Consider the following 14,473-nt stretch of genomic DNA (forward strand, 5'->3'; position numbering starts at 1 on the left):
GCTCCGCTTTTAGATAACAAGAAAACCCTTGCAGAGATGTGAGGGTTTTTTAATAACCCGTCACCAACAATCGCCTTGCTCCTCCCAATCCACATTTTTGATATTGATTATAAGCTTTCGCTGCACGATCACTAATTTCAGAATCAGCTTCATGTAGTATCCAACCATCAATTGCCCATTTTAGTGTATATGCTTCGGGAGCCATTAAACCTGTTGTCCAAACTAACGGATTTGCGTTGGTTTGTTTTAAATATGGCTTAAAATAATCTCTGCTAATACACGCCAAAATAATGGCATCACGCTTATTTTCATTAATTGGTTTAAAATCTCCATCAACACGAAACTCCATTAAACCATCATGACCTATATACGATAACAATTGAGCATCACCTCCAAAGTTTAGTATTTGATCTTCATACATTATATGTAAAGGATTTCGTCCAGCTGTAGCTTCCAAAAAATCAATAGTTGTTTGCTTAATGTACTTTCCGTCATAAGCATCAGCTAAAAGATAAGTGTTGGTCGTTTTATGTTTAAATAATACACGTTCTAAAATATGATTACTTATATCTGTTTCCGAAGCCATTAACGTCCAATCCTTACTGTTCTTAAAATGAGTTTTTACACCATAGAGAGCTGACCAATATAAATTCCCTTTAATATCTTGACCATTGCCAAGTTTAGCAGGAACAGGTACAATGCCTTGATTCACATTATCACATAATGCAACAAATACATGAATAGTTTTAACTTCCTGAGCAGGTAGATTATAGATACAAATGAAAATCAATAAACTTAAAACTAGTTTTTTCATAGAATGAATAACGACTATATATCAAAAATAGTATCTTTATAATTCAACAATTTTTATGCAATTCACACCAAAATTAACCAACGTAGAAACCTCCATTTTTTCAGTAATGAGTGCTTTGGCCAACGAACACAATGCTATTAATTTATCTCAAGGGTTTCCAAATTTTAAGAGCGATCAAAAATTAATTAATGGAGTAACTAAAGCCATGAATTCTGGTTACAATCAGTATGCTCCAATGGCTGGAAGTATGGAATTACGCAAAGCTATTTCCAATAAGTTTCAAATTCTATACAATTCAAGCTACAATCCTGAAACTGAAATCACAGTGACTGCTGGTGCAACACAAGCCATTTTTACAATTATTTCTTCATTTATAAAACCTAATGACGAAGTCATCATTTTTAAACCAGCTTATGACAGTTATCAACCTTCAATTGAAGCCAATGGTGGAAAAACCATTGGGATTGCTTTAGAAGCTCCACATTATAAAATAAATTGGGATGTTGTTAAGGACCATATCAATCCTAAAACAAAAATGATCCTTATCAATACGCCACACAATCCTACCGGTACTGTCATGAGTAAAAGTGATATGCTAAAACTTCAGGAACTCACTAATGATACAGACATCATTGTTCTCAGTGACGAAGTATATGAGCATATAATTTTTGATGGTGAGCAACACCAAAGTATCTGCCGATTTCAAAACTTAAAGCAACGCAGTTTTATTACAGCGTCTTTCGGAAAAACCTTTCATAATACTGGATGGAAAATTGGTTACTGTTGCGCTCCAAAACTATTAATGGAAGCGTTCAGAAATGTACATCAGTTCAATGTGTTTTCAGTACATCATCCAACTCAAAAAGCCTTAGCAGATTATCTCCAAGATTCAAGTCATTATTTAGAATTGCCAAGTTTCTATCAAGAAAAGCGCGATACGTTTTTAGAACTTATTAAAGATTCGAGGTTTACATTTACACCTTCTAAAGGCACTTATTTTCAGGTCTTAGATTATTCTGAAATTACAACTATGAATGATGTTAAATTTGCCAAACAATTAACCATTAAAAACGGCATTGCTTCAATTCCTTTGTCCGTTTTTTACGACAACAAAATTGACCATAAAGTCTTGCGTTTTTGTTTTGCTAAAACCCATGACACCTTAAAACAAGCAGCCGACATTCTCAATAAAATTTAACAATAACTTAAGTGACTTCTTCATTACATTTGTGTCTAATTTTAAACGCAAATATTTAATTACAATGAAATATATTATCTTATTATTCATCTTAATGTTGAGCATATCTGTAACTGCACAAGACATTGAAAAAGACGGAAAAGTGTATCAGGTTAAAAACGAACGTATCTTTTTAGACGGAAAAGATGTTACCGAAATTTTAACTCTTGAAGAAAAATCAGCCCTTTTAAAACAAGCTAATATCGTTTCGGAAAAAATCAAACTCAAAGAGAAAGCATTAAAGGAAGACGCTAAATTTCAAAAAGATGCTGAAAAACTAGAAAAAGACAAGAAAAAAGCCGAAAAATCACAGAAAAAAGCTGAAAAGAAGCAAAAAAAGGCTGAAAAAGCATTAAAACAACAACAAAAAGCTCAAGATAAACTTGAAAAAGCCACTAAGAAATTAGAGAGCTCTCAAAAAAAATATGATAAGCTAAAACGAAAAGGCAAGCTATCACCTCAGGATGAAGCCAAATGGCTAAAAAAAATTGAAGGTTATAGAATGGCAATTAAAAAAGCGAAAAAGAAGGTTTAATCAACTTCTTTTATAAACAAAATATCTATTTCAGTTATTTTATTGATAACTGAAATAGATTTTTTTATGTCCAAAAATTTGTAATTTTAGTTCATGAATAACGAATTAAAAATCGCCTTAATACAATCTAATTTGGTTTGGGAGAACCCAGAGCAGAATAGACAAAATTTCAATGCTAAAATTTCGTCTATATCTAACTCAGTAGATATATTTATTTTACCAGAAATGTTTACCTCTGGTTTCACAATGAATGCCACTGAAGTTGCTGAAACCATGACAGGAGAAACAATCTCTTGGATGCAAAAACTTTCTAAGGAAAAAAATGCCGCAATTACGGGAAGCCTAATTATTAAAGAAAATAATACTTTTTTTAACCGATTAGTATTTGTGCATCCAAATGGCAAAATAGATAGTTATGACAAACGACATACATTCACATTAGCTGGTGAACACAAAGTATTTACTGCTGGTCAACACAATATAATCATCAATTTTAAGGGTTGGAAAATCAAGCCTTTAATTTGTTATGATCTGCGTTTTCCCGTTTGGGCAAGAAATAGTGAAAATTATGACCTGCTTTTTTATGTTGCTAATTGGCCAAAAGTAAGAGTTAATGCTTGGGATGCTTTGTTGCAAGCTCGAGCAATAGAAAACATGAGCTATTGTATTGGTATTAATCGTGTTGGTTTAGATGGAAATAACTTTGAATATTCTGGACATTCAGCAGCCTATGACGTACTTGGTAAACGAATGGATTCAATTCCTTATGATACAGAAGCAATTGAAATTATAACTTTAGACAAAACTCACATTGAAACGTATAGAAACAAACTTGGGTTTTTAAATGACAAAGATGATTTTAATCTAGTTTAAAAACCTCTTCTGGATAATCCCAACCAGCTCTTCCATCAATCAAGCCTATAGCATAACTTACGCGCTCAGGCTGTATTTGTAATAAGAAGTTTCCAGAGTCCCATTTTTGATTGCCATTAGTATCATAAATTACACGAATATAATACATGCTTGGATCTAAATTTTTAAAATCAAACAACTGTTCTTCTGTAGCAAATTGCTCGTATTTAACTACACCTTTATCAGTGGTTAGTTGAACAATAACTGGATATACTGCATTTTCTAATCGAACACGAATATTAGTATAATCAGCCAAGGTTTTTGTTCTCAACGCATAACTTAATGTGTCGTTGACATTGCCAAAAAAATCTTCAAAAGTGTTGGGCAACATTTGAATATTATATTTATCAGACTCTTTCTTTTCAAAGCTAAATTGATACCTATTTTTAGGCTCATCATAACTTGTTGTAAACGGAACAATAATCGAATCTTTATCTAAAATAGTGACTTGTTTTTCGTCTAGTTTTACAAAAGGAACAGAACCTTCAATTATAAAATCTTCTGTAAAGTTCAAGGTTCCTGTTTTTATAGCTTTTATAACTAATGAATCCTTCTCAATGTCTCTAAATTTATGAGTTAAGGTATCTACAAAGGTTTTATTTTTAATTACAAAAAGTACCGAATCCAATTCAATCTTTGGCTTGTACCAATAATACATAGTGTCTTTTGAAATATCTTTTGTAATTCGTTTTTCAAAACCTTCAGGTGTATCACCTAATAAGTCAATGGTCATATCTTCATAGTCGCCTTCAAATCCAAAACCAATTTTCTGACCTGCAATTTGTTTAGGACGTTTAACATCAAAATCTAGAACTTCTTTAAACAATTTTAAAGTATAACTCGTATCTGTTGGGACTGAAACAACACCTTCGTAGAAACCGATTTTATCACTTTTTTGCTGATAGGTAAAGTTTCCATTTTCATCTTTAAGTGCAACAAGTTTATATTGTCCTTCTTTAATATTATCAATACTAAAGGTTGTTAAACTATCGAGCGTATTCGTAATATATTTTGGTTTCTGTTTGTAAACCGTAGAGTCAGTATAGGTAGAATCTAATTCATATAACATGACGGAAACAAACGTATCAGGCTTTAAATCTATAGCATCCAGTATTGTACCTTTAACTGAAAGCGAATCAATAACATCTCCAGTAGAAAACACATACCTATAATAATCGTACGGATTTTCTTCGTTGTTATCAACAATACTCTGACCAAAATTAAAAGCATAAGTCGTATTGTCTTCAAGTGTATCGTTAATGACAATCTTAATATATTTACTTGCAGCACCTAAAGGCGTAATTGTAGGTTCTGTATCCATTGGAGGTGAGATAATGAGTTGCTTTTGCAAATTCTTCATCTTTATAAATTCATTGAAATAGATACGAATTTCATTCCCTCTGAAATTAGTAGAGAAATTTTCTGGGACAACTTTTAGAATCAATGGTGGTTCAATATCTTTTTCTCCACCAGAAGGTCTACCTCTATTAGCACAGGTGTAAAGCATAGTTATACTTAACACTAAAACTAAATTCTTAAACCATTTTATACGCATTGTAAATTTCGAATTTTAAACAAATTAACAACTATTTCGAGCATAGTCAAAACAATTAACGTGCTTTTGACACTATAAAAACTCTAATCTGTAATTGCCATTGTTGCAACACTAAGTTTTAGACCATCAATTGTAAAAAGTGCGTTCGCACAAGCTTCAATTGTTGCACCTGTGGTAATAATATCATCCACTAATAACACATGTTTATCTCTTAAGGTATCGCTTTCTGAGATTGTAAAATTTGCTTCAATATTTGAACTTCGTTTCAATCGATCCTTAAATACTTGTGTTTTTGTTGCTGTTGTCTTAATTAAGGTACTTGAATTATAATCTGCATTTAAGGCTTTTGCTAATGCTTTTCCGAATTTATCAACTTGGTTATACCCTCTTTCTTTTTGTTTTGCTTTATGTAACGGAACAGGTATAACTACATCTATTGTCGTATACGTCTCAGCATGTTTAAGTTCTTCACCTAACCATTCACCTAAAACCTGACCTACAATTTCATGATTTCTATATTTTAAATTATGCATGAGTTGTTGAACTATTCCCTTTTTTGAAAAATGTAAAAGTGCAGTGGCTTCTTCAATTTTTATTCGACCATATAGCATTTTATGAACTGCATTAGATCTGTCAAAATGAAAGTTTGTTAATGGTAATTGATGTCTGCATGTTGTACAAATATGTAATTCATTGTCGGTCAAATGGTTTTGACAACCCAAGCAAATCTTCGGAAAAAACAAGTTTAACAAATTTATTACCATTTCATCGAATAAAATAAATTATCGTAATCATATTCTCTAGTTTCGCAAAGTAAAATAACAAAATTAATAATGATAGTTAACCCTCGATTATTTAACTATAGATTAATTATTGGTTCTTTAATAGTTGCTGTTACAGTATTAAGCGTTTTTAGTTATACTAATTATCAATCCATTCAAACGCATCAACAATTTTTAGAACAAGAAAAGAAACTCGTAGAAAGTGAGTTATCTCAAATGATAACAAGATATGACGAAGTTTCTGTTTCTAATGATATAATCGCATCTCAACTTCAGGTTGCCAAAAAAGATACTAAAGTCGCTTTAGATTCTTTAAGCATGCTTAAAAGCGATCTTTCTGTTATTTCACGATTCAAAGAACAACTTTACAGCTTAAAATTAAAGAATAAAACCTTATTCACTGCTATTGACTCTCTTGATTTGGTAAATCAAACTCTTAAAGAAGAAAATCAAATAACACGAAATGAATTGGTAAATCAACGTCGAGCGAACCATTCCTTATTAGAAGCTAATGAAAATCTCAATAGAAGTTTAATAAAAGGAGCTTTACTCACTGCAAACTCATTTAAAGCTAATTCGTTTACAAAAATTCTTGGAAAAAAACGTGCAACTAACAACGCTAAAAAAGTAGATCATATAGAAGTGTGTTTTACTTTGGCTGAAAACTCATTAACTGAACAAGGAGAAAAAGAAATCTACATCCAAATTGTGAATCCACAAAATAACGTTGTGTCTGATCAAGGCGCTATTGTTTTCGGAAACTCTTCGTTAATATATAGTTCTAAAAAAACAGTAGAATACTACAACGAAGTTATTGATATCTGTTTAGATATTGAAGCTGATGCAGATGAAAGACCATTAACAAAAGGCACTTATTTTATTAATGTTTTTCATAATGATCGTCAATTAGGAAGTACTCAAGTAAAATTAAATTAACGATACCAATATAATTTATTAAAAACCGCTCTATAAATTGGAGCGGTTTTTTATTTTTGCACCTATGGCAAACGAAGATCAATTTAAAAAGGTAATCTCTCATGCAAAAGAGTATGGTTACGTGTTTCAGAGTAGTGAAATCTACGATGGATTAAGTGCAGTATATGATTATGCACAAAATGGCGCAGAACTCAAAAAGAACATTCGTGACTACTGGTGGAAAGCCATGGTGCAAATGAATGAAAATATTGTTGGTATCGATGCTGCAATTTTTATGCATCCTACCACTTGGAAAGCTTCAGGTCACGTTGATGCATTTAACGATCCTTTAATTGACAATAAAGATTCTAAAAAACGCTATCGTGCAGATGTTTTAGTGGAAGATTATTGCGCTAAAATTGAAAACAAAATAGACAAGGAAATCAGTAAAGCTGAAAAACGTTTTGGTGATGCTTTCAATAAAGAAGAATTTGTAAGCACCAACGGAAGAGTTGTTGGTTATAAAGAAAAAATTGATACCATTCTAAAACGTCTTGGGCAATCGCTTGAAAAAGAAGATTTAGCCGATGTAAAAGCCTTGATTGAAGAATTAGAAATTGCCGATCCTCTAACAGGTTCTAGAAATTGGACAGATGTCAAACAATTTAATCTAATGTTTGGTACTAAATTGGGAGCAAGTGCTGAGAGTGCGATGGACTTATACTTACGTCCGGAAACTGCTCAAGGTATTTTTGTCAACTTTTTAAACGTTCAAAAAACTGGACGTATGAAAATTCCGTTTGGTATTGCACAAACAGGTAAAGCCTTCAGAAATGAAATCGTTGCAAGACAATTTATTTTTAGAATGCGTGAGTTTGAACAAATGGAAATGCAGTTCTTTATTAAACCAGGAACTCAAAAAGAATGGTTTGAGCATTGGAAAGACACACGAATGAAATGGCATTTATCACTAGGAATGGGACAAGATAATTACCGTTTCCATGACCATGAAAAATTAGCCCATTATGCTGATGCAGCTACAGATATTGAATTTAGATTCCCATTTGGTTTTAAAGAATTAGAAGGGATTCATTCGCGCACAGATTTCGATTTAAAACAACACGAAGAGTTTTCAGGAAAGAAATTACAATATTTTGACCATGAAGATAATGCAAGTTATACACCTTATGTTTTAGAAACATCTATTGGTTTAGACCGTATGTTCTTAGCTATCTTTTCTAATGCATTGGAAGATGAAACCCTGGAAGATGGAAGCGTAAGAACTGTTTTAAAATTACCAGCAGTTTTAGCACCAACAAAGGCAGCCGTTTTACCTTTAGTAAAAAAGGATGGCTTACCTGAAATAGCAAGACAAATCATTGAAGATTTAAAATGGGATTTCAATGTGATTTATGATGAAAAAGATGCTGTTGGAAGACGTTACAGACGTCAAGATGCCAACGGAACTCCTTTCTGCATTACTGTAGACCACGATACTTTAGAAGACGACACCGTTACCATTCGTCATAGAGACACCATGGAACAGCAACGTGTTAAGATTGAAGATTTACGTGAGATCATCAAAAAAGAAGTCGATGTGAAGCATTGGCTTCAGAAAATGAAATAAAAAAACTCCTGTGAAGACAGGACTATTAAGATAAGGACTCCCAAGCTAATTTAGTTTGGGAGTTTTATTATTAAAAATGGGTTACTAATTAAAAGCGATAACCAACAGTAATAGCAATTTTACCTACAAAATCACTATAATAATCACTTTCCATTAGGTTACGACCAACACCAAAACTTAATTCACCAACGAAACCACTCTTTGTATACCATTTCCCTCCAGCACCAAAACCAAGAGCAAAATTAGTTTCTGTTTTTTTAATTTCTACGATATCAATAAAAGGATCAAAACCATCTAATAAACCTAATGATTCATTGTAATTGGTAGAATGTAACATCCCAAATCCCTCTAAGAAAAACCCTGAAGCATATTTATTGCCAAAATAGATTCGGTAATAAGGAGAAATATAATAATTGATTTCATCTTTTATGTCTTTGTCATAAGGTAAAACCACATTTAATCCAACACCAGATTCTTGATTCAACAAACGCTCGTAGGTGATATCAAACGCACCAACAACAGTATATAATGCATTTATTTTTATTTCATTTGATCGCAGAGCATCATCATCTCTTGTTTGGTCATCTTGCGCAAAAAGTGAAGCAAAGAACATCAAACTCATTGTAGTTAAAATATACTTTTTCATTATCTAGTTTAGGTTTAGTATTGGGTTATAATTAAAGATGCAATAGTATTAAAAAGGTTGCGTAAGAAAAAAATATTTTTAGAATTTAAAAATATGCTTTCAACTGAACTGTTCCTGTATGAATGGTTTTGCTTGATTCTGTTTTTCTTCCGAAGTAATTAAGGTTTAAATCTAAAAATTTAGTCAATTTCTTTTGTGCTAATAAACTCCATGTAAAGTTATTTCCAGGCTGAAGACCTTCTAAAATTTGATAGGCTACAGGAGTGTTAGGATTACCATCATATTCATTTTTGAAATAATTGACTTCTCCTGTTAATGCGATTTTTTGTGCATTATTATAAGTGAATGATAATCCGAAATTATTTTGCAATAAACTTTCCATATTACCAATTGAATTTTCTTTAGTCGTATATTGATAGAAGACATCAAAACGAGCATTGTCATTAAAGATATAAGACAACTTTGGTTCAAGACGAATTTGATCTAAGGTATAATTTCGAGACACAAAATTCTCATTGATACTTTCATTTATTTCTAAACTAGATTCAAAATTTATCAACCAACTTGTCGCGAATTTATGATTAAACTGAAGCTGATGACTCTGCAGTTTATTTTCTTGAAATCCTACAGATAAAACAGACCGATTTGTGTTATTTAAAAAGGTATACGAGGTCGTGAATTTCTGCTTCCCTCGATTAAAAAACAAGACATTTCTTATACTTTTATTAAGTGCCAATTGATTCTCTTTGTCTTTTGAAAAGGGATTCAAATCAAAAGTATTTCCTTGCCTTTCATCTTTGCGATCTATCAAAAACGAGGTTTGGTTATAAAAATGAGACCAGAATTTCTTAGTGTTATTTTCTGAAGTTGACCACTGTTGCGGATTTAGTGTTAGTGTTTGACTTAATCTGTTTTGATGCGTTCGAACAAAGACTTGATTTGGTAATAACACACGAATAAAACTACCTTCATCGACAAATTGTGCCAATTCAAATTCGTCGAGTTCTTGAATATTGTTGTTATTGTAATCGATCCAAGTGTAAGCACCTTGACCTGGTTCAACTTCAACATAAGTAAAATCTTGACGCGGTAAGGTACCTGAATTGGTTTCAAAAACGGTATTCCAAATGATGAAATTATTGAACAACTTCTGATTAAAATTCAATCTTGAATTCAATGATTGGTCATTTTCTAAATTTGGATCTTCTTGTTTTAATCGTCTGTAATTTGCAAAAATAGCCAAGTCTGTATGCTTATTTTTTATAATTCGAGATTTGATATAGTAGGTGTTAGAACTGTTAACCTTTTCAATACGATTCAATCGCAAACTATCATTAACTCTTTGTTTGTATCCAATTTCTACAAAAACGTTTGTACTATCGCCTATACCTGTAAAAACTTCGTATGATGTAAAGCGCTGACTTAAATTCGTTAATGAATCATTAGATTTTAATCGTTGCTCATTATCTTCCATTGCTAGCTTCGTTCCAACCCATTGCTTTTTAAAATTATAAACAACACGATTGTAAGACCTTAAAAAGGTAGATTGTGATGCACTACTATTGTTAGTTAAATAACTCGATGTTGAAAAAATATTGAATTGTTTTAACCTCAGATTTGCTAAAAGATTATGACGATTACCATTAAAATTTTCAGAATAATTCAAATGTTCAAACTTGTAATTTGCCATTCCTTTTTCAGGATGAAAAACTTCTAATCCTGAAGACAATAAACTCTGATTACCGAGTGGGTTTTCTAAATTCCAATCCCTATTAAATTCAGGTCTATACAAGCGTTCTATAGTTCTAAAATCTTTCTGAATAATATCTGCATCACCATAAGCACTCAAGTTCCATAAGCTATCTGTTTTAACTAATTGTTGCCTCACAGTTAACTTTCCTGCAAACCCATCATTATTAGTATCGTCAACACTAGAAAACAAGTTCAAATCATTTCTACTTCCAGCTAATTCGAATAAAATGTCTGTACTTTCTGTTGGCTTATACGTTCCGTTGACTACGGCTACCTGCAATTTCACAGGAGCAATCAATTGTACAATAGGTTCATAATTACCTTGAAGTACACCTGCAATTGGTGGCACATATTCATAGACATTATTTAAAGGATTAAAAGTTTGACCTTCAAATTCAGTTTTAATATTATAGTTTCCTTGATTAATGCCAACCTGTGTAAATCGAACGCTAAACAATTCATCATCTGGATTATTTGAAAACACAAAGATCTCTTCTCCTCCAACGATGTCTTTTCTGTACAAAATACGATTCTCATCAAAGGCTTCCTCCACATCAGAAGGCGCAACCATTAAGGATTGATTATCTCCAGCCTCAGCTAAAATTGCGACTTGTTCTGAAGACAAATTTTGTTGTAAGGGTTGATTTTTAGAATCGACTTCGGAATACACAGAAACTCCAAGTTTTAATTTTTCCGTTTCATAATTTCCACCTCCAAAAACGGTAAAACGAGAAAAATTCCGTTCACTAAATTGATAATCTACAGTAATTCGCATTTCAGAAGTAATGGGAAATGTAGAGTTGAAAATTATTTCACCTGCATTATAATCGATAATATAATCTTTGTTTTCACCTCGTTCGATAGCTATTCCATTGACATACACAGTTTCACTTCCAGAGACAATCAATACAAACAACTCGCTATTAGGACCACGCAATTTATAAGGCCCTTGATTTCCTTCTTGTGCTGTAAATTGGCTACTCGTAAACTGACCTCTAACTAATGCTCCAGAAGCAAATACATTTGATTTTGAGTCTTCTTTATCAAAATCTACATTGACCAATAAACCTTGTACGCGTTTTGTAAACGAAGCAAAATAACTGGTCTCGTTAATTAAATCTATATCACCTGCTCTAATATTCCAGGAATCACTAAAAAGTTCAATAAACACCTGATCAAATTCATCTAATCGTTGTGAATAACCACTTTCTTGTAAGGGAATATTGGCATCTTGAATAGAAGCTCTCAACGATACTTTATCACTTAACTTTCCTGAAATTTGCAAATCCAATTCACTATTTAATACCGAATTTTGATTATTCCCAATCGTGACACCACGAGAAATACTTCCAGACGTACTTAATCCATCAAAAGGTAAAAACGAACGTTGCACGTTAGATTGATTTAACTTGTATAATCGTTGAAGATTATCAGTGTTTTCTACAATAATGCGTTCATCTAATTGAAAATACTTTTTGGTCATAAAATCTGGATACCTCAAATAATCAATAACAATTGAATCTGTTTCAACAGGTTTCTTAAATGTCAATATGGCTTTTGAAAAATCAATATGATAATATGAAGAATCAATTATGGTATTATCTTTTCGTCGTAAAATAAAACTACTGGTATTAATACTAACAGTATCAATCTTTATGGAGTCTTTAACCCTTACTTTTTTAGTCCTATAATTTGAGGTTGGCTCTTGCGCAAATGCAGAGCAACCCATAATAAAACAGATAATTGAAATAGCAATTTTCATTCAGTATATAAACTTCTAAAGACAGAAATTATTTTATCCTTAAAATCGGGTTAAAATAATAGTGTAAAAGTACAGTATTATTTAATTTAGGCCGATAATCGGCATTTAACAATAAATATCTAATAAATTTATATTATGAAAATAGTTTCCTACAACGTAAATGGTATTCGTGCAGCAATGAATAAAGGCTTTGGCGATTGGCTTATAAGTGCAAATCCAGATGTGATTTGCTTACAAGAAATCAAGGCCATGAAAGAACAAGTAGATATTGAAGCCATAGAAAATGCAGGTTACAAGTATAATTATTGGTTTAGTGCACAAAAAAAAGGCTATAGTGGCGTAGCAATTTTGAGTAAAACAGAACCAAATCATGTAGAATATGGAACAGGTATTGAATCTATGGATTTTGAAGGTCGAAATTTAAGAGTAGATTTTGATGGATTGTCTGTAATGAGCATGTATTTGCCTTCAGGAACTAATGATGCGCGATTAGCACACAAATTTGAGTATATGGATATGATACATAACTATCTCAATAACTTACGAAACGAGTTGCCTAACTTAGTCGTTCTTGGTGATTATAATATTTGCCATGAAGCTATAGACATTCATAATCCAAAAATGAAAGGTGTTTCTGGTTTTTTACCTGAAGAACGTGAATGGCTTGGAAACTTTATCGATAGTGGATTTATAGATTCATTCCGATATTTGCATCCTGAGAAACAAGAATATAGCTGGTGGAGTTATAGAGCGAATTCTAGAGCAAATAATAAAGGTTGGCGATTAGATTATGCTATGGCCAGTCTTCCTTTACAAGAAAACATCAAACGAAGCGTTATCCTTTCGGAAGCCGTTCACAGTGATCATTGTCCTATTTTAATTGAAATTGATAACTAAAATATAAACAAATCAATAACTTAATATTACAACCTATGTTCAAAAAATTGTCATTAATAGCACTAACATTAGTTCTATATACATCTTGCGTTTCAAAAAAGATTTACACAGATTTAGAAGATAAATATGCTGAGCTAAAAAAAGAAAATCGAAAGTTGTCTACTAACAATCAAGATTTAGAAACGGTCTTAACTAAAGCAACTAATGATTTAGCGAAACTTCAGAAGGACTACGAAAACACATTAGCACAACGTAACAAATTACAATCTGAATATGATGCTACCAAAGCTAATCTTGACAATCTAAATGCGTCTTACGATGCCTTAGAAAAGAATAGTTCAGCTTCTATAGCTGAGAATTCTAAAAAGAATCGCGAATTATTAGCACAACTTGAAGCTAAGGAACAAGCATTAGCTGCAGAAAATACTAGACTTGATAAATTGAAACAAGAGCTGGAAGCACGTTCACAACGTGTAGCCGAATTAGAAAATGTAATCGCTTCTAAAGATGCGGCAATGACCAAACTAAAAAATGCCATTTCAAAAGCACTAACCAACTTTGAAGGCAATGGACTAACCGTTGAACAACGCAACGGAAAAGTATATGTGTCTATGGAGAACAAGTTATTATTTGAATCTGGAAGTTGGGCTGTTGGATCAAAAGGGAAACAAGCCGTAAAACAATTAGGTGAAGTTCTAGCTGAAAACCCTGAAATTGCCATTTTAATTGAAGGTCATACAGATAATGTCCCTTATAAAGGTAATGAACAACTCAGTGGAAACTGGGATTTATCGGCCAAGCGTGCAACTGCCATAGTAAATATCTTAAGAGAAAATGCTACGATAAATCCGGAGAATTTAACTGCTGCAGGTCGAGGTGAATTTGCACCTATAGCAAGCAATGACACTGCCGAAGGCAAAGCTCAAAACCGTCGAATTGAAGTGATTTTAACACCTAAGCTTGATGAAATTTCTAAGCTCTTAAATGAGTTGTAATCCAAAAAATAATCTTAACACAGATTTAGACCTTTCATTTTTAT

General features: G+C 32.2%; 12 protein-coding genes. 7 read left to right on the forward strand and 5 right to left on the reverse strand.

What is annotated here, in order from left to right:
* Nucleotides 1-49 precede the first annotated feature (49 nt).
* Nucleotides 50-814, reverse strand: coding sequence for a hypothetical protein (locus VOI25_RS01755; protein WP_323787177.1), 765 nt, complete (start codon nucleotides 812-814; stop codon nucleotides 50-52).
* A gap of 55 nt (nucleotides 815-869) precedes the next feature.
* Here VOI25_RS01755 and VOI25_RS01760 point away from each other — a divergent pair, with 55 nt between their 5' ends.
* The 3 genes from VOI25_RS01760 to VOI25_RS01770 all read left to right on the forward strand — a co-directional run bounded on the left by VOI25_RS01760 (nucleotide 870) and on the right by VOI25_RS01770 (nucleotide 3,459).
* Nucleotides 870-2,012: a methionine aminotransferase gene (locus VOI25_RS01760; protein ID WP_323787179.1), complete on the forward strand. Its 1,143-nt coding sequence runs from the start codon at nucleotides 870-872 to the stop codon at nucleotides 2,010-2,012.
* Between the two features lie 64 nt (nucleotides 2,013-2,076).
* On the forward strand, nucleotides 2,077-2,586 hold the full coding sequence (locus tag VOI25_RS01765) for a hypothetical protein (protein ID WP_323787180.1): 510 nt from the start codon (nucleotides 2,077-2,079) through the stop codon (nucleotides 2,584-2,586).
* Nucleotides 2,587-2,679: 93 nt separating this feature from the next.
* Nucleotides 2,680-3,459 (forward strand): amidohydrolase, encoded by a 780-nt coding sequence (locus VOI25_RS01770; protein WP_323787181.1) that lies wholly within the window; start codon nucleotides 2,680-2,682, stop codon nucleotides 3,457-3,459.
* Here VOI25_RS01770 and VOI25_RS01775 read toward each other — a convergent pair.
* Both VOI25_RS01775 and VOI25_RS01780 read right to left on the reverse strand, forming a co-directional pair.
* Nucleotides 3,446-5,005, reverse strand: coding sequence for an Ig-like domain-containing protein (locus VOI25_RS01775; RefSeq protein WP_323787182.1), 1,560 nt, complete (start codon nucleotides 5,003-5,005; stop codon nucleotides 3,446-3,448). The two genes, VOI25_RS01770 and VOI25_RS01775, sit on opposite strands and share 14 nt — an antisense overlap.
* 131 nt (nucleotides 5,006-5,136) lie before the next feature.
* Nucleotides 5,137-5,757, reverse strand: coding sequence for a ComF family protein (locus tag VOI25_RS01780; RefSeq protein WP_323787183.1), 621 nt, complete (start codon nucleotides 5,755-5,757; stop codon nucleotides 5,137-5,139).
* Nucleotides 5,758-5,886: 129 nt separating this feature from the next.
* Between VOI25_RS01780 and VOI25_RS01785 the strand changes: the two genes are divergently transcribed.
* Entirely contained in the window at nucleotides 5,887-6,771 is an 885-nt protein-coding gene (locus VOI25_RS01785) for a hypothetical protein (RefSeq protein ID WP_323787184.1), read from the forward strand.
* 64 nt (nucleotides 6,772-6,835) lie between these two features.
* Nucleotides 6,836-8,377 carry a glycine--tRNA ligase gene (locus VOI25_RS01790; RefSeq protein WP_323787186.1) on the forward strand — a complete coding sequence of 514 codons (1,542 nt, stop codon included), beginning with the start codon at nucleotides 6,836-6,838 and terminating at the stop codon, nucleotides 8,375-8,377.
* An 88-nt stretch (nucleotides 8,378-8,465) separates the two neighbouring features.
* On the opposite strand, the gene VOI25_RS01795 is transcribed toward VOI25_RS01790, so the two are convergent.
* Together VOI25_RS01795 and VOI25_RS01800 are read right to left on the reverse strand one after the other, a co-directional pair.
* On the reverse strand, nucleotides 8,466-9,023 hold the full coding sequence (locus tag VOI25_RS01795; protein ID WP_323787187.1) for a DUF3575 domain-containing protein: 558 nt from the start codon (nucleotides 9,021-9,023) through the stop codon (nucleotides 8,466-8,468).
* Between the two features lie 85 nt (nucleotides 9,024-9,108).
* The gene (locus tag VOI25_RS01800) at nucleotides 9,109-12,537 is read right to left on the reverse strand and encodes a hypothetical protein (RefSeq protein ID WP_323787189.1); all 3,429 of its coding nucleotides are present in this window, start codon (nucleotides 12,535-12,537) and stop codon (nucleotides 9,109-9,111) included.
* 135 nt (nucleotides 12,538-12,672) lie between these two features.
* On the opposite strand from VOI25_RS01800, the gene VOI25_RS01805 reads away from it, so the two are divergent.
* A complete protein-coding gene (locus tag VOI25_RS01805) occupies nucleotides 12,673-13,434 on the forward strand; it encodes an exodeoxyribonuclease III (RefSeq protein WP_323787190.1) in 762 nt (253 codons plus the stop codon).
* Between the two features lie 35 nt (nucleotides 13,435-13,469).
* Nucleotides 13,470-14,429 (forward strand): OmpA family protein, encoded by a 960-nt coding sequence (locus VOI25_RS01810; RefSeq protein WP_323787191.1) that lies wholly within the window; start codon nucleotides 13,470-13,472, stop codon nucleotides 14,427-14,429.
* Nucleotides 14,430-14,473: the final 44 nt, after the last annotated feature.

Source organism: Psychroserpens sp. (genome assembly GCF_034670085.1).
Taxonomy (GTDB): Bacteria; Bacteroidota; Bacteroidia; order Flavobacteriales; family Flavobacteriaceae; genus Psychroserpens.

Excerpts from the sequence above, each read along its gene's own strand:
- VOI25_RS01760 (WP_323787179.1), top strand. The coding sequence starts at position 870 with ATGCAATTCACACCAAAATTAACCAACGTAGAAACCTCCATTTTTTCA.
- VOI25_RS01765 (WP_323787180.1), top strand. The coding sequence starts at position 2,077 with ATGAAATATATTATCTTATTATTCATCTTAATGTTGAGCATATCTGTA.
- VOI25_RS01800 (WP_323787189.1), bottom strand. The coding sequence starts at position 12,537 with ATGAAAATTGCTATTTCAATTATCTGTTTTATTATGGGTTGCTCTGCA.
- VOI25_RS01785 (WP_323787184.1), top strand. The coding sequence starts at position 5,887 with ATGATAGTTAACCCTCGATTATTTAACTATAGATTAATTATTGGTTCT.
- VOI25_RS01805 (WP_323787190.1), top strand. The coding sequence starts at position 12,673 with ATGAAAATAGTTTCCTACAACGTAAATGGTATTCGTGCAGCAATGAAT.
- VOI25_RS01810 (WP_323787191.1), top strand. The coding sequence starts at position 13,470 with ATGTTCAAAAAATTGTCATTAATAGCACTAACATTAGTTCTATATACA.
- VOI25_RS01770 (WP_323787181.1), top strand. The coding sequence starts at position 2,680 with ATGAATAACGAATTAAAAATCGCCTTAATACAATCTAATTTGGTTTGG.
- VOI25_RS01790 (WP_323787186.1), top strand. The coding sequence starts at position 6,836 with ATGGCAAACGAAGATCAATTTAAAAAGGTAATCTCTCATGCAAAAGAG.
- VOI25_RS01795 (WP_323787187.1), bottom strand. The coding sequence starts at position 9,023 with ATGAAAAAGTATATTTTAACTACAATGAGTTTGATGTTCTTTGCTTCA.
- VOI25_RS01775 (WP_323787182.1), bottom strand. The coding sequence starts at position 5,005 with ATGCTTTACACCTGTGCTAATAGAGGTAGACCTTCTGGTGGAGAAAAA.
- VOI25_RS01755 (WP_323787177.1), bottom strand. The coding sequence starts at position 814 with ATGAAAAAACTAGTTTTAAGTTTATTGATTTTCATTTGTATCTATAAT.